28 protein-coding genes are annotated in these 23,902 nt (G+C 64.6%); 7 read left to right on the plus strand and 21 right to left on the minus strand.

The window, feature by feature from the left end:
- Positions 1 to 49: 49 nt before the first annotated feature.
- The gene (gene pnp / locus ACFPO9_RS08980; RefSeq protein WP_379769659.1) at positions 50 to 2,161 is read right to left on the minus strand and encodes a polyribonucleotide nucleotidyltransferase; all 2,112 of its coding nucleotides are present in this window, start codon (positions 2,159 to 2,161) and stop codon (positions 50 to 52) included.
- Between the two features lie 232 nt (positions 2,162 to 2,393).
- Positions 2,394 to 2,663 (minus strand): 30S ribosomal protein S15, encoded by a 270-nt coding sequence (gene rpsO / locus ACFPO9_RS08985; RefSeq protein ID WP_047826294.1) that lies wholly within the window; start codon positions 2,661 to 2,663, stop codon positions 2,394 to 2,396.
- 171 nt (positions 2,664 to 2,834) lie between these two features.
- On the opposite strand from rpsO, the gene ACFPO9_RS08990 reads away from it, so the two are divergent.
- Positions 2,835 to 3,335, plus strand: a complete 501-nt coding sequence (locus tag ACFPO9_RS08990; protein WP_379769661.1) for a hypothetical protein — start codon at positions 2,835 to 2,837, stop codon at positions 3,333 to 3,335.
- Between the two features lie 7 nt (positions 3,336 to 3,342).
- Positions 3,343 to 3,846, plus strand: a complete 504-nt coding sequence (locus tag ACFPO9_RS08995; RefSeq protein ID WP_379769664.1) for a hypothetical protein — start codon at positions 3,343 to 3,345, stop codon at positions 3,844 to 3,846.
- Here ACFPO9_RS08995 and ACFPO9_RS09000 read toward each other — a convergent pair.
- Positions 3,800 to 4,720 (minus strand): alpha/beta hydrolase, encoded by a 921-nt coding sequence (locus ACFPO9_RS09000; protein WP_379769666.1) that lies wholly within the window; start codon positions 4,718 to 4,720, stop codon positions 3,800 to 3,802. The two genes, ACFPO9_RS08995 and ACFPO9_RS09000, sit on opposite strands and share 47 nt — an antisense overlap.
- A gap of 135 nt (positions 4,721 to 4,855) precedes the next feature.
- On the opposite strand from ACFPO9_RS09000, the gene ACFPO9_RS09005 reads away from it, so the two are divergent.
- Positions 4,856 to 5,620, plus strand: coding sequence for a hypothetical protein (locus tag ACFPO9_RS09005; protein WP_379769668.1), 765 nt, complete (start codon positions 4,856 to 4,858; stop codon positions 5,618 to 5,620).
- 6 nt (positions 5,621 to 5,626) lie between these two features.
- On the opposite strand, the gene pssA is transcribed toward ACFPO9_RS09005, so the two are convergent.
- From pssA to ACFPO9_RS09035, 6 genes are all read right to left on the minus strand, one after another.
- Positions 5,627 to 6,496: a CDP-diacylglycerol--serine O-phosphatidyltransferase gene (pssA, locus tag ACFPO9_RS09010; protein WP_379769670.1), complete on the minus strand. Its 870-nt coding sequence runs from the start codon at positions 6,494 to 6,496 to the stop codon at positions 5,627 to 5,629.
- Between the two features lie 84 nt (positions 6,497 to 6,580).
- Complete coding sequence (locus ACFPO9_RS09015; protein WP_379769672.1) at positions 6,581 to 7,366, minus strand: SIMPL domain-containing protein; 786 nt, start codon at positions 7,364 to 7,366, stop codon at positions 6,581 to 6,583.
- Positions 7,367 to 7,591: 225 nt separating this feature from the next.
- Complete coding sequence (gene ilvC, locus ACFPO9_RS09020) at positions 7,592 to 8,608, minus strand: ketol-acid reductoisomerase (RefSeq protein ID WP_379769674.1); 1,017 nt, start codon at positions 8,606 to 8,608, stop codon at positions 7,592 to 7,594.
- A 29-nt stretch (positions 8,609 to 8,637) separates the two neighbouring features.
- Positions 8,638 to 9,129, minus strand: coding sequence for an acetolactate synthase small subunit (gene ilvN, locus ACFPO9_RS09025; protein WP_230029864.1), 492 nt, complete (start codon positions 9,127 to 9,129; stop codon positions 8,638 to 8,640).
- The gene (locus ACFPO9_RS09030) at positions 9,129 to 10,856 is read right to left on the minus strand and encodes an acetolactate synthase 3 catalytic subunit (RefSeq protein WP_379769677.1); all 1,728 of its coding nucleotides are present in this window, start codon (positions 10,854 to 10,856) and stop codon (positions 9,129 to 9,131) included. Before ACFPO9_RS09030 ends, ilvN begins: the two co-directional genes overlap by 1 nt.
- A gap of 382 nt (positions 10,857 to 11,238) precedes the next feature.
- Positions 11,239 to 11,862 (minus strand): glutathione S-transferase family protein, encoded by a 624-nt coding sequence (locus ACFPO9_RS09035; RefSeq protein WP_379769679.1) that lies wholly within the window; start codon positions 11,860 to 11,862, stop codon positions 11,239 to 11,241.
- Positions 11,863 to 11,982: 120 nt separating this feature from the next.
- On the opposite strand from ACFPO9_RS09035, the gene ACFPO9_RS09040 reads away from it, so the two are divergent.
- From ACFPO9_RS09040 to ACFPO9_RS09055, 4 genes are read left to right on the plus strand one after another with little or no spacing between them, the layout of a single operon-like run.
- Positions 11,983 to 12,555 carry an RNA polymerase sigma factor gene (locus tag ACFPO9_RS09040; RefSeq protein ID WP_379769681.1) on the plus strand — a complete coding sequence of 191 codons (573 nt, stop codon included), beginning with the start codon at positions 11,983 to 11,985 and terminating at the stop codon, positions 12,553 to 12,555.
- Entirely contained in the window at positions 12,552 to 12,959 is a 408-nt protein-coding gene (locus ACFPO9_RS09045) for a DUF3619 family protein (protein WP_379769684.1), read from the plus strand. The genes ACFPO9_RS09040 and ACFPO9_RS09045 overlap by 4 nt, the downstream gene beginning before the upstream one ends.
- A gap of 12 nt (positions 12,960 to 12,971) precedes the next feature.
- Positions 12,972 to 13,751, plus strand: a complete 780-nt coding sequence (locus tag ACFPO9_RS09050) for a DUF3106 domain-containing protein (RefSeq protein ID WP_379769686.1) — start codon at positions 12,972 to 12,974, stop codon at positions 13,749 to 13,751.
- 16 nt (positions 13,752 to 13,767) lie between these two features.
- The gene (locus ACFPO9_RS09055; RefSeq protein ID WP_379769689.1) at positions 13,768 to 14,283 is read left to right on the plus strand and encodes an RDD family protein; all 516 of its coding nucleotides are present in this window, start codon (positions 13,768 to 13,770) and stop codon (positions 14,281 to 14,283) included.
- A 9-nt stretch (positions 14,284 to 14,292) separates the two neighbouring features.
- Here the strand turns inward: ACFPO9_RS09055 and ACFPO9_RS09060 are convergent, their stop codons facing one another.
- The 12 genes from ACFPO9_RS09060 to ACFPO9_RS09115 form a co-directional block, all read right to left on the minus strand.
- Positions 14,293 to 14,994, minus strand: coding sequence for an RNA pseudouridine synthase (locus ACFPO9_RS09060; protein WP_379769691.1), 702 nt, complete (start codon positions 14,992 to 14,994; stop codon positions 14,293 to 14,295).
- Positions 14,991 to 16,013, minus strand: coding sequence for a low-specificity L-threonine aldolase (gene ltaE, locus ACFPO9_RS09065; protein ID WP_379769693.1), 1,023 nt, complete (start codon positions 16,011 to 16,013; stop codon positions 14,991 to 14,993). Before ltaE ends, ACFPO9_RS09060 begins: the two co-directional genes overlap by 4 nt.
- Before the next feature lie 11 nt (positions 16,014 to 16,024).
- Positions 16,025 to 16,900 carry a class I SAM-dependent methyltransferase gene (locus ACFPO9_RS09070; protein ID WP_379769695.1) on the minus strand — a complete coding sequence of 292 codons (876 nt, stop codon included), beginning with the start codon at positions 16,898 to 16,900 and terminating at the stop codon, positions 16,025 to 16,027.
- On the minus strand, positions 16,887 to 17,081 hold the full coding sequence (gene iscX / locus ACFPO9_RS09075) for a Fe-S cluster assembly protein IscX (RefSeq protein ID WP_379769697.1): 195 nt from the start codon (positions 17,079 to 17,081) through the stop codon (positions 16,887 to 16,889). Before iscX ends, ACFPO9_RS09070 begins: the two co-directional genes overlap by 14 nt.
- 16 nt (positions 17,082 to 17,097) lie before the next feature.
- The gene (fdx, locus tag ACFPO9_RS09080; protein ID WP_230029368.1) at positions 17,098 to 17,436 is read right to left on the minus strand and encodes an ISC system 2Fe-2S type ferredoxin; all 339 of its coding nucleotides are present in this window, start codon (positions 17,434 to 17,436) and stop codon (positions 17,098 to 17,100) included.
- Positions 17,437 to 17,576: 140 nt separating this feature from the next.
- Entirely contained in the window at positions 17,577 to 19,466 is a 1,890-nt protein-coding gene (gene hscA, locus ACFPO9_RS09085; RefSeq protein WP_379769700.1) for a Fe-S protein assembly chaperone HscA, read from the minus strand.
- Between the two features lie 97 nt (positions 19,467 to 19,563).
- Entirely contained in the window at positions 19,564 to 20,079 is a 516-nt protein-coding gene (gene hscB, locus ACFPO9_RS09090) for a Fe-S protein assembly co-chaperone HscB (RefSeq protein ID WP_379769702.1), read from the minus strand.
- Between the two features lie 20 nt (positions 20,080 to 20,099).
- Entirely contained in the window at positions 20,100 to 20,423 is a 324-nt protein-coding gene (iscA, locus tag ACFPO9_RS09095; RefSeq protein ID WP_230029371.1) for an iron-sulfur cluster assembly protein IscA, read from the minus strand.
- Between the two features lie 115 nt (positions 20,424 to 20,538).
- Positions 20,539 to 20,937, minus strand: a complete 399-nt coding sequence (iscU, locus tag ACFPO9_RS09100; RefSeq protein WP_036168742.1) for a Fe-S cluster assembly scaffold IscU — start codon at positions 20,935 to 20,937, stop codon at positions 20,539 to 20,541.
- Between the two features lie 24 nt (positions 20,938 to 20,961).
- Positions 20,962 to 22,218: an IscS subfamily cysteine desulfurase gene (locus ACFPO9_RS09105; RefSeq protein ID WP_379769704.1), complete on the minus strand. Its 1,257-nt coding sequence runs from the start codon at positions 22,216 to 22,218 to the stop codon at positions 20,962 to 20,964.
- Entirely contained in the window at positions 22,218 to 22,733 is a 516-nt protein-coding gene (gene iscR / locus ACFPO9_RS09110; protein WP_379769706.1) for a Fe-S cluster assembly transcriptional regulator IscR, read from the minus strand. The genes ACFPO9_RS09105 and iscR overlap by 1 nt, the downstream gene beginning before the upstream one ends.
- A 256-nt stretch (positions 22,734 to 22,989) precedes the next feature.
- Positions 22,990 to 23,760 carry a uracil-DNA glycosylase family protein gene (locus ACFPO9_RS09115; RefSeq protein ID WP_379769708.1) on the minus strand — a complete coding sequence of 257 codons (771 nt, stop codon included), beginning with the start codon at positions 23,758 to 23,760 and terminating at the stop codon, positions 22,990 to 22,992.
- Between the last annotated feature and the right edge of the window lie 142 nt (positions 23,761 to 23,902).

The following is a 23,902-nucleotide window of genomic DNA, read 5'->3' on the forward strand; positions in this document are numbered from 1 at the left end:
CTGGCGGTTTTTTTATAGATAGCCGCCGAAGCGGCCAAAGCAGGCAGAATTACTGCGCAGCACCCGCCGCGGCATCATCCGCGGCAGCAGCCTTCATCGACAGCTTCAGGCGGCCGCGCTCGTCGGTCTCGAGGACCTTCACGCGCACTTGCTGGCCTTCCTTCAGGTAATCGGCCACGGCGTTGACGCGCTCGTTGGCGATCTGCGAGATGTGCAGCAGGCCATCCTTGCCCGGCATGACTTGCACGATGGCGCCGAAGTCCAGCAGCTTCAGCACGGTGCCGTCGTAGGTCTTGCCCACTTCGACCGATGCGGTCAGCTCTTCGATACGGCGCTTGGCTTCCTGGCCGGCGGCGGCGTCGACCGACGCGATGGTCACGATGCCTTCGTCGGTGATGTCGATCTGGGTGCCGGTTTCTTCGGTCAGCGCGCGGATGACGGCGCCGCCCTTGCCGATCACGTCACGGATCTTTTCCGGGTTGATCTTGATGGTGATCAGGCGCGGTGCGAAGTCCGACAGCTCGGTCTTCACGGTCGGCATGGCCTTCTGCATTTCGCCCAGGATGTGCTGGCGGGCTTCCTTGGCCTGGGCCAGTGCCACCTGCATGATTTCCTTGGTGATGCCCTGGATCTTGATGTCCATCTGCAGGGCGGTGATGCCCGAGGTGGTGCCGGCGACCTTGAAGTCCATGTCGCCCAGGTGGTCTTCATCGCCCAGGATGTCGGTCAGGACCGCGAACTTGCCGCCTTCCTTGATCAGGCCCATGGCGATGCCGGCCACGTGCGCCTTCATCGGCACGCCCGCGTCCATCAGCGCCAGGCAGCCGCCGCAGACGGAGGCCATCGACGAGGAACCGTTCGACTCGGTGATTTCCGAGACCAGGCGCACCGAGTAGCTGAAATCTTCCGGGTTGGGCAGCGCAGCGACCAGCGCGCGCTTGGCCAGGCGGCCGTGGCCGATTTCGCGGCGCTTCGGGGTGCCCACGCGGCCGGTTTCGCCGGTGGCGAACGGCGGCATGTTGTAGTGCATCATGAAGTCGTCGGTGTACTCGCCCATCAGCGCGTCGATCTTCTGACTGTCGCGGCCGGTACCGAGGGTGGCGATGACCAGCGCCTGGGTTTCGCCGCGGGTGAACAGGGCCGAGCCGTGGGTACGCGGCAGGACGCTGGTGCGGATCTCGATCGGACGCACGGTGCGGGTGTCGCGGCCGTCGATGCGCGGCTCGCCTTCCAGGATCTGCGAACGCACGACCTTGGCTTCCATGTCGAACAGGATGTTGCCGACTTCGGCGCTGTCCGCGGCAATTCCCTGCTCCTGCAGGCCGGCCATGACTTCGCCCGACAGCGACTTCAGCTTCTGCTGGCGCGCCGCCTTTTCGCGGGTCTGGTAAGCGTCACGGACCTTGGCTTCCGCCAGTTGCGCGACTTGCGCGATCAGGGTTTCGTTCTTCGGCGCCGGGCTCCACTCGACTTCCGGCTTGCCGCCTTCTTCGACCAGGGCGTGGATCGCGTCGATCACGGCCTTCATCTGCTCGTGGCCGTAGACGACCGCGCCCAGCATGACTTCTTCAGACAGTTGCTGCGCTTCCGATTCGACCATCAGCACGGCGTGCTCGGTACCGGCGACGACCAGGTCCATCTGCGAGGTCTTGAGCTGGGTGGTGGTCGGGTTCAGGATGTACTGGCCGTTGGCGTAGCCGACGCGGGCGGCGCCGATCGGGCCGCTGAACGGGATGCCGGCCACGCACAGGGCGGCCGAGGCGCCGATCATCGCAGGGATGTCCGGATCGATTTCAGGGTTCACGGACAGGACGTGGATGATGACCTGGACTTCGTTCAGGTAACCTTCCGGGAACAGCGGGCGGATCGGACGGTCGATCAGGCGCGAGGTCAGGGTCTCCTTCTCCGACGGACGGCCTTCGCGCTTGAAGAAGCCACCCGGGATCTTGCCGGCGGCGTAGCTCTTCTCGATGTAGTCGACGGTCAGCGGGAAGAAGTCCTGGCCCGGCTTGGCGTCTTTCTTCGCCACCACGGTTGCCAGGACAACGGTGTCCTCGACCGACACGACGACAGCGCCGCTGGCCTGGCGAGCGATTTCGCCGGTCTCCAGGGTCACGGTGTGATCGCCGTACTGGAAGGTTTTCGTAACTTTGTTAAACATGGGTAATCCCTTTCTATTTGCCGACAGATTTTCAGGCGCTGTCGTTCACCTCACCGCGGGCTATCCGGTTTCGATAGCCTTTACTGCAAGTCAGTTGGCGCCTTTCGGGGTCAGAGCCCACCCGTATGAACCGGGCTCTGACCCCGAAAGGCGCCAAGAAAAACAAAAATGCCTGCGGCAGTCTGACTGACGCAGGCATTTCGATTCAAGCTTGACGCTCGAAGCGCAACAATTACTTACGCAGACCGAGCTTGGCGATCAGATCGCGGTAACGGTTCAGGTCCTTGTTCTTCAGGTAAGCCAGCAGGCTCTTACGACGGTTGACCATCATGATCAGGCCGCGGCGCGAGTGGTGGTCTTTCTTGTGTTCCTTGAAGTGGCCGTTCAGTTCGTTGATGCGTGCGGTCAGCAGTGCAACCTGGACTTCCGGGGAGCCGGTGTCTTTGTCGCCACGTGCGTTGTCGGCGATGATGGCTGCTTTGTTGATGTGTTCTACGGACATGATGTTACCTTTCACATGCGGTGCAAGAGTCGGAACCCAGCGCACCGTGAGTTATTAAAAACCTGGCCTCGAAAGCCAAGACCGGGAAGTATAGGCGAAAACCTCGGGTGAGGCCAGCGTTTCCTGGACTTCGCTACAATGCATTGCATCTCCATTGTTTTTTTGATACTCATGAACACATCCAGATACGCCCTCGCCCTGGCCATTGGCATGGCCCTCTCCGCCTGCGGCCATTTGATGCCCAAGCCCCCTGCCGCCGGCACGCCCCTGGCCGAGGTCACGGCCAGGCTCGGCAAGCCGAGCGCCGTGTATCCGGAACCGGACGGCGGCCAGGTGCTCGAATACCGCGGCCAGCCCATGGGCCAGTTCCAGCACATGGCGCGCTTCAAGGCCGATGGCACGCTGCTATCCTACGAACAGGTGCTGACCACCGAAAATTTCGCCCGGATCGAGCCGAATCGCTGGACCCGCGACGAGGTGCTGCGCAACTTCGGCCGCCCGGCCGAGGTCGTGCGCTCGCGCCGCGAGGACGGCGAAATCTGGTCCTACCGCTACAAGGAAAAAGGCGTGTGGGATTCGCTGATGAACGTGGACTTCAATGCCCGCGGCACGGTGCTGCGCGTCTTCAACAGCGCCGACCCGCTGCTCGACGACCGTTTCAAGGGACTGTGAGGATGCGATGTCTTGCCTGATCCGAAACTGCGCGCTGGCGGCGCTCGCGCTGTCGCTGTCCGCCTGCGCGCCGCTGTTCCGCCAGCCGCCGCCCGTCGGCGCTTCGGTGGGCGAAGTCTCGGCGGCGCTGGGCCAGCCGGCCGCCAGCTATCCGATGCCGGACGGCGGCCAGGTGCTCGAATACCGCGGCCAGCCGATGGGCCAGTTCCAGCACATGGCGCGCATCGGTGCCGACGGCCGCCTGCTCTCCTTCGAGCAGGTGCTGACCAGCGAGAATTTCGCCAAGGTGAAGGTCGGCCAGTGGACCAGGGACGACATCCTGCGCAACTATGGCCGCCCGGCCGAGATCTCGCGCGTGGCCTTTCACGACTACGAAGTCTGGTCCTACCGCTACAAGGAAGCGGGGGTGTGGAATTCGATGATGAGCGTGCACTTCGACCAGAACGGCGTGGTGCAGCAGATGCTCAACGGCCCGGACCCGATGTACGACGACCGTTTCCGGCATCGCTGAGCGCACCATTGCGGCCGCCATCGCTGCGCACGAAGGCATCGACCGCATCCAGGGTCGGCGCCAGGCGCTGCAAGGAGGCCGACAGCGATGCCACCAGGGTCGCATGGCCCACGCCGTCATAATAGATTTCACGCACGGGCACGCCGGCGCCGCGCAGCCTGGCCGCGAGGCCGCCGGTATTGCGGACCGGGTTGACCAGCTTGTCCTCCTTCGCGGCGACCAGCAGGGCCGGCGGCGCCGACGCGCCGACATGCTCGACCGGCTGCGAGTCCGCCGGCGTATCCGGGAAATGAAAGACCGGCCGCGCGGTCGGGTTCTGCACCGGCAGGAAGTCGTAGGGACCGGCCAGGCCGATCCAGCCGCGCAACGAATCCGGCCGCAGGCCCTGGCGGCCCAGCCAGCGCCCGTCCAGCGCCAGCATGGCGGCATTGTAGGCGCCGGCGCTATGCCCCATCAGGAAGACCTGGCGCGGGTTGCCGCCATAAGCCCCGATGCTGCGCTCGGTCCAGGCGACGGCCTGCGCCGCATCGTCCAGGAAGTCCGGATAGCTGACCTTCGGATACAGCCGGTAGTCCGGCACGACCACCACGTAGCCACGCGCGGCCAGGGCGCGGCCGACGAAGGCGTAGTCTTTCCGGTCGCCGCTGACCCAGTTGCCGCCGTAGAAGAACACGATGACCGGGGCCAGTCCCGCCTCCCCTTTCGGCCGATAGACGTCGAGCAGGTGGCGCTCGCCGGCGCCGTAGCGGATGCCTTCGGCCAGCTGCGCGGCGCCGTTCGGCGACACCGCATTCACCACAGCCAGCGGCGAACACGCCGCCAGCGTCAGGGCAAGCAGCAGGCTTGCGGCGATATAGAAAACGGTTTTGGTCATCGGCTTCCACGGCAGAGATCGGAAACCCAGTATAGGGACGAGCGGCGGATCGGCGCGCGCGTTTTAAGGCGCGGCTAAGGCGACGGTGAGGATGTGTGACAAAGCCGCTCTCCGGGACGGCTATACTCTTTCCGCATGGACCGCGCCTACCACACATCCGTCTCCGATCGCCGCTATGGACTGCTGCTGACCGTTCTCGTGCACGTGGCGCTGGTGATCGGCTGGCAGGCCGTTCGTACCTTGCCGGCGCCGGCGACGCAGCCGGACGGATCCCGCACCCGCCTGCTGTGGATTCCGCTGCAGTTGCCGAAGCTGAAGCGGCGCGAGCCGGAGCCCGACCCGCAGCCGGCCGCGCCGCGCAAGGAGGCCACGGCGCCGGGCCTGCATTCGCGCCCTGCCCTTTCACTCCCGCCCTTGCCTGTCGTAACGCCCTCAGCTGCGCCAGCCGACAGTGCCGCAACGGCACCGGCGGCGCCCACCGCAAAAGCGGATGCATTGCCGCAAGCTGCCTCGCAGAAGCCCAGCGCCGAACAGATCCTGCAGCAGGCCAGGCGCGACATCGGCAGCATCGCCAAGACCCTGCGCAAGGAAAACAATCCGTATATCGCGGCGCCGCTGGACAGCCCCGTGATCCGCATGCAGCGCGGCATGGAGCAGGCCCACGCGCTGGCGGCGCCGCGCCTGTGGGAAGCGCCAAAGGTGGAGGAACTGGTGAACAACACCGGCGATGGCGCGCGGCGCTCGCGCGTCATCACCGGCAACGGCACCTATTGCCTGACCGAGCGCGCCACCAATACCGACGTCGAGATGATCGAGCACCACGGCAAGCTGCGCATCACCAACTGCCCGGCGCACGAAGAGCCGGCCAAGCAGCAGACCTGGCGCACCCTGCGCGATTAAAAAAGATCAGCGCCGCTCGCTCGGATCGAGCGGCTCTTCCTCGGTCTGCACGATGCTGACCGGCTTGCCCTTGGCCAGGCGCCACAGGTAGACCGCATAGCCAGACAGGCCGTACAGCACGAACAGCGGCCACAGTACCTTCGGCGGGTCGATCGCCAGCAGCGCCAGTCCCAGGGCGACAAGGAACACGACGATGAAGGGCACCGACTTGCGGAAATTGACGTCCTTGAAGCTGTAGAAGGGCACGTTGGTCACCATGGTGATGCCGGCGAACAGCGCAATGCTCCACGAGATCCAGTCGGCCTGGCGGGGACTGATGTTGATCTCGGGATCGGTCATCATCATCACAAAGCCGACCACCAGCGCCGCCGCGGCCGGGCTGGGCAAGCCCTGGAAGAAGCGCTTGTCGACGACTTCGATGTTGGTGTTGAAGCGGGCCAGGCGCAGCGCGGCGCCGGCGCAGTAGACGAAAGCGGCGATCCAGCCGAGCTTGCCCAAGCCGCGCAGCGACCATTCGTAGATCACCAGCGCCGGTGCGGCGCCGAAGGAGACCATGTCGGACAACGAGTCGTACTGGGCGCCGAACTCCGACTGCGTGTTGGTCAGGCGCGCGACGCGGCCATCCAGGCCGTCGAGCACCATGGCGATGAACACGGCCCAGCAGGCGTGGTCGAAGCGCTGGTTCATTGCCATCACGATGGCGTAGAAGCCGCCGAACAGCGCGGCGGTGGTGAAGGCATTCGGCAACAGGTAGATGCCGCGGCGCGGGCGGGTTCCTGCATCCGTCTTGCGCGGAGCACGGCTGAAGCGGCTGAAGCGGCCGAAGCGGCCCGTCTTGGGCGCGGCGTTTTTTCTGCGGCGTGGGAATGTTGGCATAAGTATTGTTATTCGGAAACTGCGCACGCGGGCGCGGATGACGCCATTATATGGCCGCGCCCTGCAGTTAGCGAACCGATACTGTTACCGGAATTTCACCTTCCCGACGACACGCATTTCCAGGCGCGTTACACCGGGCTCGAAACTGGGTTCCGGGGTCTCGCCGGATTCGGCGAAGCGCTTGCCGCGCATCATCGCCATCGGCGCCGCGGCGGCGTCGGCCTGCCCGCCCACGTAATTCCCGCTGCCTTCGAAATCGACGGTATCGATCACGGCCTCATTGACATTGCGGCCCATCGCGCGCGCGATCGAGGCGATGCGTTCGTTCAGATTGCGGTAAGTGGCGGCGATACGCTGGTCGTCCATCTGCTTCGTCAGCTCCGGACTGAGATGGTAGTCGATGCCGGTGATGCCCAGCACCTTCTGTGCCGCGGCGGCGGTCTTCGGCAGGTTCTCGAGATTGCGCGTCTTCAGTTCCAGGTACTGGCCGACGCGCCAGCCGATCGGGACGCGGCGCGCGGCCTGGGTGGCCAGCGGGCGCTGCGGATTGTCCGGCACCTCCGGATACACCGGGTAGCTGTAGTAGTTGACGGTCTTGAGCTCGGCGCGCGGATCTTCGCGGCGCACGATGTCGGTGCCCTGCTTCATCTTCTGGTTCACGCGCGCCTGCGCGGCGGCGCGGTCCTTGTCCTGCTCTTCGACCGAGAAGGTGACGGTGGCTTCGTCATTGGCATGTTTTACTTCACCGTAGGCGGGGACGATGACCAAGGTGCCGCTGGTGGTGGCTGCGGCTGCTGCCGGCGCGGTCTGGGCGTGGGCGTTCAGGGCCAGGGCGAGGCTGGCGGCGAGGATCAGGCGGGAGGGGCGCATTGTTGTTCTCCTGTTGGGTTGCAGGGGGAACGATAGCGCCTTTTGGCGAGGTGGGGGATGGATGTAATGGAAAGTTGCAATCGGTTGCAAACGAATGCAATTGTTTGCTGCAAAACCGTCGTCCCCGCGTAGGCGGGGATCCAAGTTGCACGCGCTATCGAAATGCACGCAGAACTTGGATTCCCGCCTGCGCGGGAATGACGGCTTTTAAGTTGGTGGCAGAACTTAGTTCTTCGACTGATCCACCAGCTTGTTCTTGGCAATCCACGGCATCATCGCACGCAGCTTGCCGCCCACTTGCTCGATCTGGTGCTCGGCATTCAGGCGGCGGCGCGAGATCAGGGTCGGGGCGCCGGCTTTATTTTCCAAGATGAACGACTTGGCGTATTCGCCGGTCTGGATGTCCTTCAGGCACTGGCGCATCGCGTTCTTGGTGTCTTCGGTCACGATGCGCGGGCCGGTCACGTACTCGCCGTATTCCGCGTTGTTCGAGATCGAGTAGTTCATGTTGGCGATGCCGCCTTCGTAGATCAGGTCGACGATCAGCTTCAGCTCGTGCAGGCACTCGAAGTAGGCCATTTCCGGCGCGTAGCCCGCTTCGGTCAGGGTCTCGAAGCCGGCCTTGATCAGCTCGACGGCGCCGCCGCACAGCACGGCCTGCTCGCCGAACAGGTCGGTCTCGGTCTCTTCGCGGAAGTTGGTTTCGATGATGCCGGCGCGGCCGCCGCCGTTGGCCATCGCATACGACAGCGCGATGTCGCGCGCGGCGCCCGACTTGTCCTGGTAGACGGCTACCAGGTGCGGCACGCCGCCGCCCTGCTTGTAGGTGTTGCGCACGGTGTGGCCCGGGGCCTTCGGCGCGATCATGATGACGTCGAGGTCGGCGCGCGGCACCACCTGCCCATAATGCACGTTGAAGCCGTGGGCGAAGGCCAGCACCGCGCCCTGCTTGATGTTCGGCTCGACGTTTTCCTTGTAGACCTGGGCGATGTTCTCGTCGGGCAGCAGGATCATCACGACGTCCGCGGCCTGCACTGCCTCGTTGACTTCGGCAACCTTGATGCCGGCCTGCTCGACCTTGTTCCAGGACGCGCCGCCGCGGCGCAGGCCGACGGTGACGTTGACGCCCGATTCGCTCAGGTTCTGGGCGTGGGCGTGGCCTTGCGAGCCGTAGCCGATGATGGCGACGTTCTTGCCTTTGATGAGGGAGAGGTCGCAGTCTTTGTCGTAGAAAACTTTCATTTTATATCCTGTGTTTTGGTGTATTCAGTTCAAACTTTTAAAATGCGTTCGCCGCGGCCGATACCGCTGCCGCCGGTACGCACCGTCTCGAGAATCGAAGCCCGGTCGATCGCATCGATGAAGGCATCCAGCTTGCTCTTGGCGCCGGTCAGCTCGATCGTGTAGGTCTTCTCGGTCACGTCGATGACGCGGCCGCGGAAGATGTCGGCGGTGCGCTTCATTTCTTCGCGCTCCTTGCCGACCGCCCTCACCTTGATCAGCATGAGCTCGCGCTCGATGTGCTGGCCTTCGGTCAGATCGACCACCTTCACGACTTCGATCAGCCGGTTGAGGTGCTTGGTGATCTGCTCGATGATGTCGTCGGAACCGGTGGTGACGATGGTCATGCGCGACAGCGTCGGGTCCTCGGTCGGCGCCACCGTCAGCGTCTCGATGTTGTAGCCGCGCGCGGAGAACAGCCCGACCACGCGCGACAGGGCGCCCGCTTCGTTCTCGAGCAGGACAGAGATAATGTGGCGCATTACAGGTCCTCCGAGCTCAGCAGCATCTCCGACAAGCCCTTGCCCGTCTTGACCATCGGCCAGACGTTCTCGCTGCGGTCGGTGATGAAGTTCATGAACACCAGGCGGTCCTTCATGGCGAAGGCATCGCGCAGCGCGCCCTCGACGTCGCCCGGCTTTTCGATCCGCATGCCGACGTGGCCGTAGGCCTCGGCCAGCTTCTCGAAATCGGGCAGCGCATCCATGTAGGACTCGGCATAGCGCGAGTTGTAATCGAGCTCCTGCCACTGGCGCACCATGCCCAGGAAGCGGTTGTTCAGGAGGATGATCTTCGGCGTCAGGTGGTACTGCTTGCAGGTCGCCAGCTCCTGGATGTTCATCTGGATCGAGCCCTCGCCGGTGACGCAGGCCACCGTCGCGCCGGGATTCGCCATCTGCACGCCCATCGCGTACGGCAGGCCCACGCCCATCGTGCCGAGGCCGCCCGAATTGATCCAGCGGCGCGGCTGGTTGAACGGGTAGTACTGCGCGGCCCACATCTGGTGCTGGCCGACGTCGGAGGTGACGAAGGCGTCGCCGCCGGTCACCTGCCACAGGCTCTCGACCACCGATTGCGGCTTGATGACATCAATGGACGGCGCATATTTCAGGCATTCGCGGCCGCGCCATTCGCCGATCTGGCCCCACCACTTCTGCAGCGCCTGCTCATTCGGCTTTTGTTCGGCCGCGTCCAGCTGGGACAGCAGCTCGACCAGCACGTCCTTGACGTTGCCGACGATCGGGATGTCGACCTTCACCCGCTTCGAGATCGACGAGGGGTCGATGTCGATGTGGATGATCTTGCGCGGGTTGCTGGCGAAGTGTTTCGGGTTGCCGATCACGCGGTCGTCGAAGCGGGCGCCGATCGCGACCAGGACGTCGCAATGCTGCATCGCCATGTTCGCTTCGTAGGTGCCGTGCATGCCCGGCATGCCGACGAAATGGCCGCTCGAGGCGCGGTAGGCGCCCAGGCCCATCAGCGTGTTGGTGACCGGGTAGCCGAGCTTGTCGACCAGGCGGTTCAGCTCGTTCGAGGCGTTCGCCAGGATCACGCCGCCGCCGGTGTAGATCATCGGGCGCTCGGCGGCCAGCAGCAGCTGCACGGCCTTGCGGATCTGGCCCGCATGGCCCTTGTCGACCGGCTTGTACGAGCGCATCTCGATCTCGCGCGGGTAGTCGTACAGGGCCTTCTGCATGCTGATGTCCTTCGGGATATCGACCAGCACCGGGCCCGGACGGCCGGTACGGGCGATATAGAAGGCCTTCTTGATCGTCGCGGCGACGTCGCGCACGTCCTTGACCAGGAAGTTGTGCTTGACCACTGGTCGGGTGATGCCGACCGTGTCGCATTCCTGGAAGGCGTCCTGGCCGATCGCGTGGGTCGGCACCTGGCCCGAGATCACCACCATCGGAATCGAATCCATGTAGGCGGTGGAAAGGCCGGTGACGGCATTGGTGACGCCCGGACCGGAAGTGACGAGGGCCACGCCGACCTGGTTCGAGCTGCGCGAATAGGCGTCGGCCGCGTGGATGGCCGCCTGCTCGTGGCGCACCAGGATGTGCTGGAATTTGTCCTGCTTGAAGATGGCGTCGTAGATATACAGGACGGCGCCGCCGGGATAGCCGAAGACGTGTTTCACGCCCTCCTCGGCCAGGCAACGGACCAGTATTTCAGCGCCCGTGATGGGAACTGCCGTGTCGTGACTCATTACGTTTTCCTTTCAAGACCCATAGGGAGATTGATCGGATGCTCGTTCCTGACGAGATACGTGTCACGCGACAGCGCTCATGCTTCCCTTCTTTCTGCGGTCACGTCGATCTTTCGGCTGCCGGCAGGCAGCGTACGAACCGGCGCTGGGCGCAAACTCGTTTGGCGTGAGTTTCTGTCTGCGGAATGCGTGTCTCTCGCGCTTTTGGCGCGGGTTGGAGCAAACTGCCTACATGTGAAAGCGCGTCATTCCTGGAACAGCGGGATATGCCGTTCCGGACGACCTTGGGCTTCGGGGTTGCAAAGCGTTCCATACCTTACTGCGTTGCACCATTCAGGTCAAGAACAAATATGGAAATAGCCAAATTGGTGCGGAAAGCAACTCAGGCGCTGCCGTTCAGGCAGAATTCGCGGCAAGCTGGACGCAGGCGCAGCAATTCGGCATAGGCGCGCAGTGCCGGATAATCGGGACGTTCGATTGGCGTACTCAGCCAGCGGTTGAGCGACAGGCCGAGCACCACGTCGGCCAGCGAGAAAGCCGCGCCGGCGGCATACGCGCCGGTCTTGCCGAGCTGGCCTTCGAGGATGCCCATGGCGCGGTTCCACTGCGCGATGCCTTGCGCTATTTGGGCCGGATCGCCATGCGCCGGGCTGTTGCGCACCAGGGCCATGAAGGCGTAGCGCCAGGCATTGTTGAGCTCAGTGGCCTGCCAGTTCATCCACTGCTCCACCCTGGCGCGCGCCGCCGGATCGGCCGGCAGCAAGGCGCCGCCGCCGTAACGCCCTGCCAGATAGCGGCAGATCGTGTTCGACTCCCACAGCACGACGTCAGCGTCGACGAGCACCGGCACCATGGCGTTCGGGTTCAAGGCCAGGAATTCCGGCTGCCAGGTCGACTGGAAGCCCGAGCCCCAGTCTTCCCTGGCGAAAGGCAGGCCAAGTTCGGCGCAGGTCCACAAGACCTTGCGGACATTGATCGAACTTGCCTTGCCCAGGATGCGCAACATGGACGTCCTTTCCTATGATTGATCGAATAATCATAGTCGAGCCGCGCGCGGCACGCCTGTTTTCAGTGCGCTCAGCCATAATTTTTGCTAGGATTCGGGGGTTTTGCTACCCTTCATCGCATGGCCACTGACAAAGAACTAAACGACTTCCTCGAGAGTGTGGAACGGCGCGCCTTCAAGCAGGCTGCGTACGCCGTCCGCAAGGACGAGGCAGCGCTGGACATCGTTCAGGACGCCATGATCAAGCTGGCCGAGAAATACGGCGACAAGCCGCTGGCCGAACTGCCGATGCTGTTCCAGCGCATCCTGCAGAACACCATCCTCGATTATTTCCGGCGCGAGAAGGTTCGCAATACCTGGGTCAGCCTCTTCGGAAGCCTGGGCCGGCGCGGCGAAGACGACGACGAGGACTTTGATATACTCAATTCCTACGAGGCCGAGGAAGGAACGGCCGCCGCCGAATCCAGCGCAGATCAGGTCGAACGCGCCGAAACGCTGCGATTGATCGATGACGAGATACAAAAGCTCCCGGCGCGTCAACGGGAAGCCTTCCTCATGCGTTACTGGCAGGACATGGACGTGGCCGAAACGGCCCAAGCGATGGGATGCTCCGAGGGCAGTGTGAAAACGCATTGCTCGCGCGCTACGCATTCCCTGCAAAAAGCCCTGGAGGCCAAGGGAATTAAATTATGAATACCGACGACATCAACCTGGCGTACAAGGTCCGCCACGCCCTGAACGAGAACCTCGAGAACCTGCCGGCCTCGACCACCGACCGGCTGGCCGCCGCGCGCGCGCTTGCCCTGTCGCGCAAAAAGGCCGACGCGCCCCAGTCGCGCAAGCAGGCGCGCTTCGATGTGGCTTCGCTGCTCGGCATGCAGTGGGTGCGCGGCCTTGCCGTGGCGGCGCCGCTGCTGGCGATGGTCATCGGCCTGGCCGGCGTCTATCAGAACCAACACGAGCAACGCGCGGCCGAGCTGGCCGACCTGGACGCCGCCGTGCTGTCCGACGACCTGCCGCTTACCGCTTACACCGACCACGGCTTCAACGCCTACCTGGCCGAGCAACAGCAGCAAGCCCCGCAACGCGCTCAGTAAGGCCCAGCTTTGATGACGGCAAACAAGGGTAAAGTCGCTGCCGCCGGCGCCGCAGTCGTATTCGCCGGCGTCCTGCTGGTGTTCAGCCAGCGGCACGACCGCATCGCCATGCCGGATGGCGGCAACGGCGCGCCCGCCGCCAACGCCGCGGATACCGCACCCCAGGCCGGCAAGCCCGGCGCACCCGCTGCGCACAAGACCGGCGACAAGCCGCTGTGGCGCGCCCTGACGCCGCCCCAGCAGCTGGTCCTGCATCCGCTGCAAGGCGAGTGGGACCAGATGGACGGCGTGCGCAAGCAGAAATGGCTGCAGCTGGCGAACCGCTTCGCCAGCATGAAGCCGGAAGAACAGCAGCGCGTGCAGGAGCGCATGCGCGAATGGGCCAGGCTGACCCCGGCCCAGCGCGAGCTGGCGCGCGAGACCTATGCGCGTGCGCGCAAGATCGCGCCCGAGCAGAAGACCGCGAGCTGGGCCAGCTACCAGCAGCTGCCGGAAGAACAGAAGAAGAAACTGGCCGCCTCCGCGGCTGGCCGCAAGAACACCGCCGTGGTGCCGAGCCAGGCCAACGGCAAGGTCGTGGCGCCGCTCGGCCAGGGCGCGACCTCCTGCCCCGCCGGCACCATGAAGAACAGCGTCTCCGCCACGCCGGCCTGCGTGGCCGTCCCGGGTACGCCGCAGCAACCGTCGCCGGCCGTACCGGCGCAGCAACCCGCCCCGCCCGCCCAGCCGAAACCGCCCGAACAGGAAAAACCGGTGCCGGCCAACTGGGGCATCAGTCCGAACAACGCCTGAGTCCTTGAGTTCATCCATGAGCGATACACCCAGCATCAAACGCCGCCTGACCATCATGGTCTACGAGACCTTTCTTCTCCTGGCGGTCGAGATGCTGTCGGTGGCACTCTACCTGCTGGTCACGCAAAACAGCCACGCGCCGCTGGCCGGCCATGGCCTGAAAATCTTCCTGTTCCTCGTCACCGGCGCCTACTTCGTCTGGTGCTGGACCGACAGCGGCCACACGCTGGCGATGAAGACCTGGCGCGTGCGCCTCATCGGTCCCGGCCAGGGCCGCGTCTCCTTGCAGACCGCGGCGCTGCGCTACCTGCTGGCCTGGGGCTGGTTCCTGCCGGCGCTGGTCGCCTGCGGCCTGCTCGGCCTGAAGGGCAAGGCGGAAGTGTCGATCGCCGTCGCCATCGGCATCGCCGCCTGGGCTCTCACCGCCTTCCTCGACAAGGACCGCCAGTTCCTGCACGACCGCCTGGCCGGCACCCGCCTGGTGCAGCTGCCGAAGGCGGCCGCTGCGACTGCGCCGGCCGCCAGGGCCTGAGCGCCGTCTTCAGAACTTCTCGATCTCGCGCAGGTAGCGCCACTGCCCTGCCGGCAGGCCGCTCAGCGCGACCCGGCCGATGCGCAGGCGGCGCAGGCCGGTCACTTGCAGCCCGACCCTGGCGCACAGGGCCTCGATCTGGCCGGGCGCGATGCCCTTGCCGGCGAAGCGCAGCCGCGCCTCGCTCTGCCAGCTGGCCTTGATCGGGGCCTTGGGCGTGCCGCCCGCGTTCAGGCGCGCCAGGCCGTCCTCGGCGATCGCGCCCGTGACTTCGGCCACGTACTCCTGCTCGATGCGGTCGCTGTCCTGCGTGAGCTTGCGCACCACGCGCCAGTCCTGGCTGAACACCAGCAGGCCGCTGGCCATGACTTCCAGCGGCATCGCCGGCGTCAGCTTCGTGAGATGGCGCTTCAGGAAGCGCGGACCCATCTCCGCCTGGAACAGCGTGTCGGGCTGCAGGGAATCGAGCGCCGCCTTGCCGTGCAGGCCGGCCGGCTTGTGCAGCAGGATGGTGACCGGCTGCGGTTCCTCGGCCGTCGCGCCGGGGAGCAGCGCGACCTGCTGTGCCGGCAGCACGCGCGTGGCCGGCTCGTCGACGACTTCGCCGTCGACGCTGACCCAGCCGCCGGCGATGTAGCGCTCGGCGTCGGCGCGCGAACACGCCACCAGTTCGGCCACGCGCTTGGCCAGGCGAATACCGTCGTCGCTCACTTGAAGAATTCCTTGAAGGCGTTGATGGTCTTTTGCACGTCCTGCTTGCTCACGTCCAGGTGGGTTACCAGTCGGGTATGCGTACCGATCGAGGCGCGGATGCCTTGACGTGTCAGATGCTCGCGCAGGCCGGCGACGGCCGCTTCCGGAATCTCGACATAAAAAATGTTGGTTTGCGGCGTGGTCACGCGCAGCTGCTCGATCTGCGCCAGGCCGGCCGACAGATCGGCCGCATTTTGATGGTCTTCCGCCAGGCGCTCGACATTGTTCTCCAGCGCGTACTGGCCCGCCGCGGCGATCACGCCGGCCTGGCGCATGCCGCCGCCCAGCATCTTGCGCCAGCGCTTGCCCTGCTCGATGAAAGCCTTGGGGCCCAGCAGCACGGAGCCGACCGGCGCGCCCAGGCCTTTCGACAGGCAGACCGAGACGGTGTCGAAACCTTCGACCGCCGCGCGCAGGCTGATGCCGTTCTTGACGGCGGCGTTGCAGACGCGCGCGCCGTCGAGGTGGGTCGCCAGGCCCTTGCCGTGCGCCAGCCTGGTGGCGGCGAGCACGTAATCCTGCGGCAGCACGCGGCCGCCGATGGTGTTCTCGAGCGCCAGCAGGCGCGTGCGCGCGAAATGCATGTCGTCCGGCTTGATGTAGGCCGCGATGTCCGCCAAAGCGATGCTGCCGTCGGCCTGGTTGGCGATCGGCTGCGGCTGGATGCTGCCCAGCACCGCGGCGCCGCCGCCTTCGTACTTGTAGGTGTGCGCTTCCTGGCCGACCAGGTATTCGTCGCCGCGGCCGCAGTGGCCCAACAGCGCGATCAGGTTGGTCTGGGTGCCCGAAGGCGCGAACAGGCCGGCCTCGAAACCGAACAGCTCGGCCGCGTAGTCCTGCAGGCGATTGACGGTCGGATCGTCGGCATACACGTCGTCGCCGACCGGGGCCGCGGCCATGGCGGCGCGCATCGCGCTGGAGGGTTGGGTGACGGTGTCGCTGCGCAGGTCGATCCAGTGTTCGTGTTGTTCGCTCATGGTCTCACTCGTTATACGTAAAAGCGCTCGGCCATCTCTTCGAGGCCGACTTCCGCCAGCACCTGCTGCAGGCGTTCGGCGGGCCGCTTGCGCGGCAGGTTTTTCCAGGTGGCGACGATCAGCTCGTTCTTCATCGAGTGCTCCCAGCCCACCAGTTCCGTCACCGTCACCTGGTAGCCGTGCGCCTCCAGCTGCAGGCAGCGCAGCACGTTGGTGATCTGGCTGCCGAATTCGCGGGTGTGGATCGGGTGGCGCCAGATTTCCGTCAGCGCGCTGCGGCCCAGGTCCTTGCCCTTGTTCTTGCGCAGCACCGAGGCGACTTCGGCCTGGCAGCAGGGCACCAGCACGATGTGCTTGGCCTTTTTCTTCAGCGCGAAGTCGATCGCGTCGTCGGTCGCGGTATTACAGGCGTGCAGCGCGGTGACCACGTCGATGGATGCCGGCAGCTTGCCCGAATCGGTGGACTCGGCCACCGACAAGTTCAGGAAGGACATGCCCTCGAAACCCAGGCGCGCCGCCAGCTCGGTCGATTTCCGCACCAGCTCTTCGCGGGTCTCGATGCCGTAGATGTGGCCGCCCTCGCCCGCAGGCTTTCCTTTGAACAGCAGGTCGTAGAGGATGAAGCCGAGATAGGACTTGCCGGCGCCGTGGTCGACCAGGCTCACGCCCTGCTTGTCGCTGGACTGCGCTCCCTGCTGCTCGAGGACGTCCTTGACCAGGGGTTCGATGAACTGCACCAGGTGGTAGACCTGCTTCAGCTTGCGCCGGCTGTCCTGATTGAGCTTGCCCTCGCGGGTGAGGATGTGCAGCTCCTTGAGCAGTTCGATCGACTGCCCGGGCTTCACTTCCGGGAGCAGTTCGTACACAGTGGGTTTAACTTGCTTCATCTATCCAGGCCGTTTGTATGGCTTCCAGCACGCGCTCGCCGCCGCGTGTACGGTCGTCGTCGAAGCCATCGAGCTCGACGACCCAGTTATGCAGGTCCACGAAGCGCACCGCGGTCGGGTCGACATCCGGGTGCTTTTCATACAAGGCCTCGGCGATGGCGGTGACGTCGGTCCACTTCATGGCTCACACTCCGTGATCAGTGATTCTCGGCTGCGTGGTTGATCGTGTATTTCGGGATCTCGACCACCAGGTCTTCATCGGCGATGATGGCCTGGCAGGACAGGCGCGAGTTCGGCTCCAGGCCCCAGGCCTTGTCCAGCATGTCCTCTTCCTTTTCTTCCTGCTCGTTCAGCGAATCGAAGCCTTCGCGCACGATCACGTGGCAGGTGGTGCAGGCGCACACGCGGTCGCAGGCGTGCTCGATCTCGATGTCGTTTTCCAGCAGGGTGTCGCAGATCGACTTGCCGGTCTGGCCATCGAGCACGGCGCCTTCGGGGCAGAAGACGGGATGGGGGAGGATGACGATTTGTGGCACTTCTTTACCTCGTTTATATTGTTTACTCTTGCTTCGTCGTTCCCGCGCAGGCGGGAATCCAAGTTTGCCAGCGTTTCGTTTGCTCAAGCAGAACTTGGGTTCCCGCCTTCGCGGGAACGACGTGCTGCTGTTCGCGGTCCTTACACCTGATCCAGCGACTTCCCGGCCAACACCTTGCGCACGCTCTTGTCCATGCGCCGCGCCGCGAATTCCTCGGTGCCATGCGCCAGCGCCTGCACCGCGTCGTGCAGCTTGTTCTGGCGCTCGTCGACGCCGACCGATTCATCGTTCGAGCGGGCCAGCGCGTCGCGCACGCCCTGCTGCAGCGTGGCGACCGCCGCGCGTTCTTCATCGCTCAGCAGTTCGGCGTCGGTGTCCAGCGCCGACTGCGTGGCCAGCAGGATGCGCTCGGCCTCGACCTGTTCTTCGCGCAGCGCCCTGGCGACCATGTCGACTTGCGCCGAGTTGTACGAGTCCTGCAGCATGCGCGCCACTTCGTCGTCGCCCAGGCCGTAGGACGGCTTGACCGTGATGTGCGCCTCGACGCCCGAACGCGCCTCGCGCGCCGACACCGCCAGCAGGCCGTCCGCATCGACCTGGTAGGTCACGCGGATGCGCGCCGCGCCGGCCGCCATCGGCGGGATGCCGCGCAGCTCGAAGCGCGCCAGCGAACGGCAGTCGGACACCAGCTCGCGCTCGCCCTGCACCACGTGTACGGCAAGGGCAGTCTGGCCATCCTTGAAGGTCGTGAACTCCTGCGCGCGGGCGCACGGGATGGTCGAGTTGCGCGGAATGATCTTCTCGACCAGGCCGCCCATGGTCTCGATGCCCAGCGACAGCGGGGTCACGTCCAGCAGCAGCCAGTCGTCGCCGGCCGCGCGGTTACCGGCCAGCAGGTTCGCCTGGATCGCGGCGCCCAGCGCCACCACCTTGTCCGGGTCGATGTTCGCATGCGGGATGGTCTTGAAATAGTCGCCCACCGCGCGGCGGATGTTCGGCATGCGCGTGGCGCCGCCGACCAGCACCACGCCGTCGACGTCCTCGACCGACACGTCGGCGTCGCGCATGGCCTTGCGGACCGCGTTCATGGTCTTGGCGACCAGCGGCTGCGTGATCTCGGTGAAGGTCTTTGCCTGAATCGTCACCTGCACGATCTCGCCCGACTTCAGGATCGCCTCGACCGTCGTTTCTTCGTTGGTCGACAGCAGTTCCTTGGCCTGGCGCGCCTTGACCATCAGGGTCGCGGTGTCTTCGTCCGACAGCGGCGCGAGGCCGGCCTGCTGGGTGATGTGGCAGAACAGGCGCTGGTCGAAGTCGTCACCGCCCAGGGCCGAGTCGCCGCCGGTAGCCAGCACTTCGAACACGCCCTTGGACAGCTTCAGGATCGAGATGTCGAAGGTGCCGCCGCCCAGATCGTACACCGCGAACACACCCTCTTTACCATGGTCGAGGCCATAGGCGATGGCCGCCGCGGTCGGCTCCGACAGCAGGCGCAGCACGTTCAGGCCGGCCAGCTGGGCCGCGTCCTTGGTCGCCTGGCGCTGGGCGTCGTCGAAGTAGGCCGGCACCGTGATCACGGCGCCGACCAGTTCGTCGCCGAGCGCGTCTTCGGCGGTCTGGCGCAGGGTCGCGAGGATCTGGGCCGAGACCTCGACCGGGCTTTTCACGCCGGCGACGGTCTTGACCTGCACCATACCGGGAGCGTCGACAAAGTCATACGGCATGTTCTCGGCGTGCGCGATGTCCTTCAGGCCGCGGCCCATGAAGCGCTTGACGGAGACGATGGTGTTCTTCGGATCGGTGGTGCGGTGGGCTTGCGCCTTGTAGCCGATGTTGGCGTGGCCGTTCGGCAGGTAGCGCACGATCGATGGCAGCAGCGCGCGGCCGTCTTCGTCGCTCAGCACTTCGGGAATGCTGGAGCGGACGGTCGCGACGAGGGAATTGGTGGTGCCCAGGTCGATGCCCACCGCCAGCCGGTGCTGGTGCGGCGCGGTCGACATGCCGGGTTCGGAAATCTGCAGTAGTGCCATGGTCGTGTTACCTGGTTGTTTTTATTGTCGCGTGGGCACGGGGTGCCCACCCTACGGGAAACGCCGCAGTTCGTAGGGTGGGCACACCGTGCCCACGTTACGTTTCGAGCGCTTCGAATGCGTAATGTAATTCGTCGCTGAACTTATCGAGGAACATCAGCGCCCGCACGCCCTGCGCCGCCTGGGTGTAATCGCCGGCGTCGAGCAGCTTGCCGACCTGCGCCAGCCGGCTCTTCTTCTCGCCGCGCACCTGGGCGTCCAGCTCGTCGAGCGCCTCGGCGTCCTTGGACGCGCGCGCATCGGCCAGCAGCTCGCGCAGTTCCATCTGCTGCATCAGGAAGTCCATCGGCATCGCCGTGTTGGACTCGGTCTGCAGGTCGACGCCATTCAGCTCGCACAGGTAGCGCGCGCGCAGCATCGGGTTGCGCAGGGTCTGGTAAGCCTCGTTGGCGCGGGTCGCCCACTGCATCGCAACGCGCTTCTCGGCGTCGCTGGCGTTGACGAAGCGGTCCGGGTGCACGCGCCCCTGGACTTCGCGATAGGCCGCGTCCAGCGCGTCCTGGTCGACGTCGAATTTGGCGGGGAGCTGGAACAGCTCGAAGTGATTCTGCATCGTGCCGGCTTTACTGAGCGTTAGATGCGGAAGGATTCGCCGCAGCCGCAGTTGTCCTTGACGTTCGGATTATTGAAGCGGAAACCCTCGTTCAGGCCTTCGCGCGCGAAGTCGAGTTCGGTGCCGTCGATGTAGGCCAGGCTCTTCGGGTCGACGAAGACCTTCACGCCATGCGACTCGAAGATGTTGTCCTCGGCCGCCGGCTCGTCGACATACTCCAGCTTGTAGGCCAGGCCGGAGCAGCCGGTCGTGCGCACACCGAAACGCAAGCCGACACCCTTGCCCCGGCGTTCGAGGTAACGGGTGATGTGACGCGCGGCTTTTTCGGTCAGGGTGATTGCCATTCGTATTTCTCCAGCTTGATTCGTTGCTACGGTTTGCTGCTGTACGCGCGTGGGCTCGGGGAGCCCACCCTACCTTTTGCATCGTAGGGTGGGCACACCGTGCCCACGCCACACATCAGGCGGCTTTTTCTTCCGCTGCGTGCTTGTGCTTGTAATCGGCCACGGCGGCCTTGATCGCATCCTCTGCCAGGATCGAGCAGTGGATCTTCACCGGCGGCAGCGCCAGTTCTTCGGCGATCTGGGTGTTCTTGATGGACAGCGCTTCGTCCAGCGACTTGCCCTTCACCCATTCGGTCACCAGCGAGCTCGAAGCGATCGCCGAGCCGCAGCCGTAGGTCTTGAATTTCGCGTCTTCGATCACGCCGGCTTCGTTCACCTTGATCTGCAGCTTCATCACGTCGCCGCAAGCCGGGGCGCCGACCATGCCGGTGCCGACGTCGTCGGAATTCTTGTCGAACGAGCCGACGTTGCGCGGGTTTTCGTAGTGGTCGAGGACTTTGTCGGAATATGCCATGGTGGTTCTCCTAGAATTCGTAGATTAGTGTGCGGCCCATTGGATCGAATTCAGGTCGATCCCGTCCTTGTGCATTTCCCACAGCGGCGACAGTTCGCGCAGCTTGCCGACTTTCGATTTCAACAGGTCGATCGCGAAGTCGATGTCTTCCTCGGTGGTGAAGCGGCCGATGGTGAAACGGATCGAGCTGTGCGCCAGTTCGTCGCTGCGGCCCAGCGCGCGCAGCACGTAGGACGGCTCCAGCGAGGCCGAGGTGCAGGCCGAGCCCGACGACACCGCCAGGTCCTTGACCGCCATGATCAGCGATTCGCCTTCGACGAAGTTGAAGGACACGTTCAGGTTGTGCGGCACGCGGTGTTCCATGTCGCCGTTGATGTAGACCTCTTCGATCTCCATCAGGCCCTTGGCCAGGCGGTCGCGCAGCGCCTTCACTTTGGCGATCTCGGCGTCCATCTCTTCCTTGGCGATGCGGAAGGCTTCGCCCATGCCCACGATCTGGTGGGTCGGCAGCGTGCCCGAACGCAGGCCACGCTCGTGGCCGCCGCCATGCATCTGCGCTTCCAGGCGCACGCGCGGCTTGCGGCGCACGTACAGGGCGCCGACGCCTTTCGGGCCATAGGTCTTGTGGGCGGTGAAGGTCATCAGGTCGACCTTCAGCGCTTCCAGGTTGATGTGGACCTTGCCGGTGGCCTGGGCGGCGTCGCAGTGGAAGATCACGCCCTTCTTGCGGCACAGCTCACCGATTTCCGCGATTGGCTGGATCACGCCGATCTCGTTATTCACCAGCATGACGGAGACCAGGATGGTGTCCGGGCGGATCGCCGCTTCCAGCTGCGCCAGCGAGACCAGGCCGTTGTCCTGCGGCTCGAGGTAGGTCGCCTCGAAACCGACGCGCTCCAGTTCGCGCACGGTGTCGAGCACCGACTTGTGCTCGGTCTTCACGGTGATGATGTGCTTGCCCTTCGTTTTATAGAAGTTGGCGGCGCCCTTCAGGGCCAGGTTGTTCGATTCGGTCGCGCCCGAGGTCCAGATGATCTCGCGCGGATCGGCGCCGACCAGGGCGGCGACATTGGCGCGCGCTTCCTCGACCGCCGCCTCGGCGCTCCAGCCGTAGGCGTGGCTGCGCGAGGCCGGATTGCCGAACTGCTCGCGCAGGAAGGGAATCATCGCATCGGCGACGCGCGGATCGATCGGCGTGGTGGCCGAATAGTCCATGTAGATCGGGAAGTGCGGTGCAGTCTGGAAGCTCTGCTCGATTTTTTTGTCCAGGGGCGCGTTCATCAGTTCACTCCATTCAATATGCTGTGCGTTGCTTCGGTATTCTCGGCCGGCGCGTGGCGGTGCATCACCACCACGTTCTGTTCCTTCTGCTCTTTCTGTTTCTGCTGCTCGACCAGGTCATGCAGGGTGACCGAATCGAGGTAATCGACCATCTTCGCGTTCAGCGTGGCCCACAGCTCGTGGGTCATGCAGCGCGTGCCGCTGGCGGCATCGGCGCCGTGGCAGTTTTCCTTGCCGCCGCATTGGGTGGCGTCGAGCGGCTCATCGACGGCGATGATGATGTCGGCGACAGTCACCTTGTCGGCGCCGCGCGCCAGGCTGTAACCGCCGCCCGGGCCGCGCACGGATTCGACGATCTCGTGCCGGCGCAGCTTGCCGAACAGTTGCTCCAGATAGGACAGCGAAATGGCCTGGCGCTGGCTGATGCCCGACAGCGTGACGGGACCCTTGCCCTGGCGCAGGGCAAGATCGATCATCGCAGTAACAGCAAAACGGCCTTTGGTGGTCAGACGCATCACAACCCCGGGTTGGTATCCAGACAGTGGTAAAATCTTGCTTCTCTTCAACGTCATCAAGTGCATTTCCTGCATGAGCAAGAATAGAAACCTGATTAGTTGATTGAATTAGTCAAGTATAGCGCATCCCGCGGGCTTTGTCTTGGAGGCCCCAATTCCTGATTTGCCACAAACCGGGGTCAGACCCCGAATTTTGGCAAGGTCCTAGAAGCACTTTCCAAAAATCGGGGTCTGACCCCGGTTTGATCTTCATCAGTCAGTTTGGACGTAGGAGTTGCATCGGGCCGAAGAGTTTGTGCATGCCTTCGTGGCCGATGAAACTGAGGTTGTAGGGGTGCTCGGCGTGGATCTGGGGCAAGCCTTCGGTTTCCGGGACTTTTTTCAGTTGCTCTGCGATTTTGCCCCACAGGACCAGGGTCGGCTTTTCCCTGCATTTCCCCAGGGCCGCGAAGACGGCGCGCTGGAATGGCAGCCAGGCGCGGGCGTCGACGACCGGAGCAACGTGCTTGCGGAATACCAGCGAAGCATTCAATAACAGGAAGCCTTGCGCGGTCAGCTTGTCCTGCAGCGCGGGCAGGGTCTGGATGAATGCGCCTTCGCGCGCCGCCCGGGCGATTGGCGCCATGGCCGCGCCGCCGGTGTCGCCGACGTTCAATTGGCCGTCGGCCACCAGCAGCATCTTCATGAAGTTGCGAAGCGAGGTCGCGCGGTTGACCGGCTTCGACAGGCCCGTGTCCGACCACAACTCCCCCACCGCGCCATCCATGAAGCACACGCCGGTTGCGCTTTCCGGACGCGGATACGGCCCCTCCCCCACCAGCACGTAGCGGACATGTTGCAGCGGCAAGGAAAACGCCGCGAACAGGCGCCCGCCGGTCGGCAGGAAGTCGTCGCCGGCCAGCGCCGGCAGGTAGGCCGGATCGGCATCCATCATGGCGCGCAGGCCGGCTTCCAGGTGCGGGCGCCACGACGGGTCGGCCAGGCCCAGGGCGTCGAGGATGGGCGCGGGAATCGAGGAATTCGGCATGGCTGGAATGGCAAGCTGAAAGGGAGGCAGATTGTAGCCGAGCCGGCCATCCGCAAGCCCGCGCGCCGGCTTTTTTTACGGACTGTTCCGTGCGTCAACCCGGCGTCCGCATTTCCGAAATTGCTGCATCATGGGCAACTAC

The organism is Massilia aerilata (genome assembly GCF_042656905.1).
GTDB classification, from domain to species: Bacteria; Pseudomonadota; Gammaproteobacteria; order Burkholderiales; family Burkholderiaceae_D; genus Telluria; species Telluria aerilata.

What these genes read in the sequence shown, in the direction of transcription:
- pnp (WP_379769659.1), bottom strand. Translation starts at nt 2,161, where the DNA reads ATGTTTAACAAAGTTACGAAAACCTTCCAGTACGGCGATCACACCGTG.
- rpsO (WP_047826294.1), bottom strand. Translation starts at nt 2,663, where the DNA reads ATGTCCGTAGAACACATCAACAAAGCAGCCATCATCGCCGACAACGCA.
- ACFPO9_RS08990 (WP_379769661.1), top strand. Translation starts at nt 2,835, where the DNA reads ATGAACACATCCAGATACGCCCTCGCCCTGGCCATTGGCATGGCCCTC.
- ACFPO9_RS08995 (WP_379769664.1), top strand. Translation starts at nt 3,343, where the DNA reads ATGTCTTGCCTGATCCGAAACTGCGCGCTGGCGGCGCTCGCGCTGTCG.
- ACFPO9_RS09000 (WP_379769666.1), bottom strand. Translation starts at nt 4,720, where the DNA reads ATGACCAAAACCGTTTTCTATATCGCCGCAAGCCTGCTGCTTGCCCTG.
- ACFPO9_RS09005 (WP_379769668.1), top strand. Translation starts at nt 4,856, where the DNA reads ATGGACCGCGCCTACCACACATCCGTCTCCGATCGCCGCTATGGACTG.
- pssA (WP_379769670.1), bottom strand. Translation starts at nt 6,496, where the DNA reads ATGCCAACATTCCCACGCCGCAGAAAAAACGCCGCGCCCAAGACGGGC.
- ACFPO9_RS09015 (WP_379769672.1), bottom strand. Translation starts at nt 7,366, where the DNA reads ATGCGCCCCTCCCGCCTGATCCTCGCCGCCAGCCTCGCCCTGGCCCTG.
- ilvC (WP_379769674.1), bottom strand. Translation starts at nt 8,608, where the DNA reads ATGAAAGTTTTCTACGACAAAGACTGCGACCTCTCCCTCATCAAAGGC.
- ilvN (WP_230029864.1), bottom strand. Translation starts at nt 9,129, where the DNA reads ATGCGCCACATTATCTCTGTCCTGCTCGAGAACGAAGCGGGCGCCCTG.
- ACFPO9_RS09030 (WP_379769677.1), bottom strand. Translation starts at nt 10,856, where the DNA reads ATGAGTCACGACACGGCAGTTCCCATCACGGGCGCTGAAATACTGGTC.
- ACFPO9_RS09035 (WP_379769679.1), bottom strand. Translation starts at nt 11,862, where the DNA reads ATGTTGCGCATCCTGGGCAAGGCAAGTTCGATCAATGTCCGCAAGGTC.
- ACFPO9_RS09040 (WP_379769681.1), top strand. Translation starts at nt 11,983, where the DNA reads ATGGCCACTGACAAAGAACTAAACGACTTCCTCGAGAGTGTGGAACGG.
- ACFPO9_RS09045 (WP_379769684.1), top strand. Translation starts at nt 12,552, where the DNA reads ATGAATACCGACGACATCAACCTGGCGTACAAGGTCCGCCACGCCCTG.
- ACFPO9_RS09050 (WP_379769686.1), top strand. Translation starts at nt 12,972, where the DNA reads ATGACGGCAAACAAGGGTAAAGTCGCTGCCGCCGGCGCCGCAGTCGTA.
- ACFPO9_RS09055 (WP_379769689.1), top strand. Translation starts at nt 13,768, where the DNA reads ATGAGCGATACACCCAGCATCAAACGCCGCCTGACCATCATGGTCTAC.
- ltaE (WP_379769693.1), bottom strand. Translation starts at nt 16,013, where the DNA reads ATGAGCGAACAACACGAACACTGGATCGACCTGCGCAGCGACACCGTC.
- ACFPO9_RS09070 (WP_379769695.1), bottom strand. Translation starts at nt 16,900, where the DNA reads ATGAAGCAAGTTAAACCCACTGTGTACGAACTGCTCCCGGAAGTGAAG.
- iscX (WP_379769697.1), bottom strand. Translation starts at nt 17,081, where the DNA reads ATGAAGTGGACCGACGTCACCGCCATCGCCGAGGCCTTGTATGAAAAG.
- hscA (WP_379769700.1), bottom strand. Translation starts at nt 19,466, where the DNA reads ATGGCACTACTGCAGATTTCCGAACCCGGCATGTCGACCGCGCCGCAC.
- hscB (WP_379769702.1), bottom strand. Translation starts at nt 20,079, where the DNA reads ATGCAGAATCACTTCGAGCTGTTCCAGCTCCCCGCCAAATTCGACGTC.
- iscA (WP_230029371.1), bottom strand. Translation starts at nt 20,423, where the DNA reads ATGGCAATCACCCTGACCGAAAAAGCCGCGCGTCACATCACCCGTTAC.
- iscU (WP_036168742.1), bottom strand. Translation starts at nt 20,937, where the DNA reads ATGGCATATTCCGACAAAGTCCTCGACCACTACGAAAACCCGCGCAAC.
- ACFPO9_RS09105 (WP_379769704.1), bottom strand. Translation starts at nt 22,218, where the DNA reads ATGAACGCGCCCCTGGACAAAAAAATCGAGCAGAGCTTCCAGACTGCA.
- iscR (WP_379769706.1), bottom strand. Translation starts at nt 22,733, where the DNA reads ATGCGTCTGACCACCAAAGGCCGTTTTGCTGTTACTGCGATGATCGAT.
- ACFPO9_RS09115 (WP_379769708.1), bottom strand. Translation starts at nt 23,760, where the DNA reads ATGCCGAATTCCTCGATTCCCGCGCCCATCCTCGACGCCCTGGGCCTG.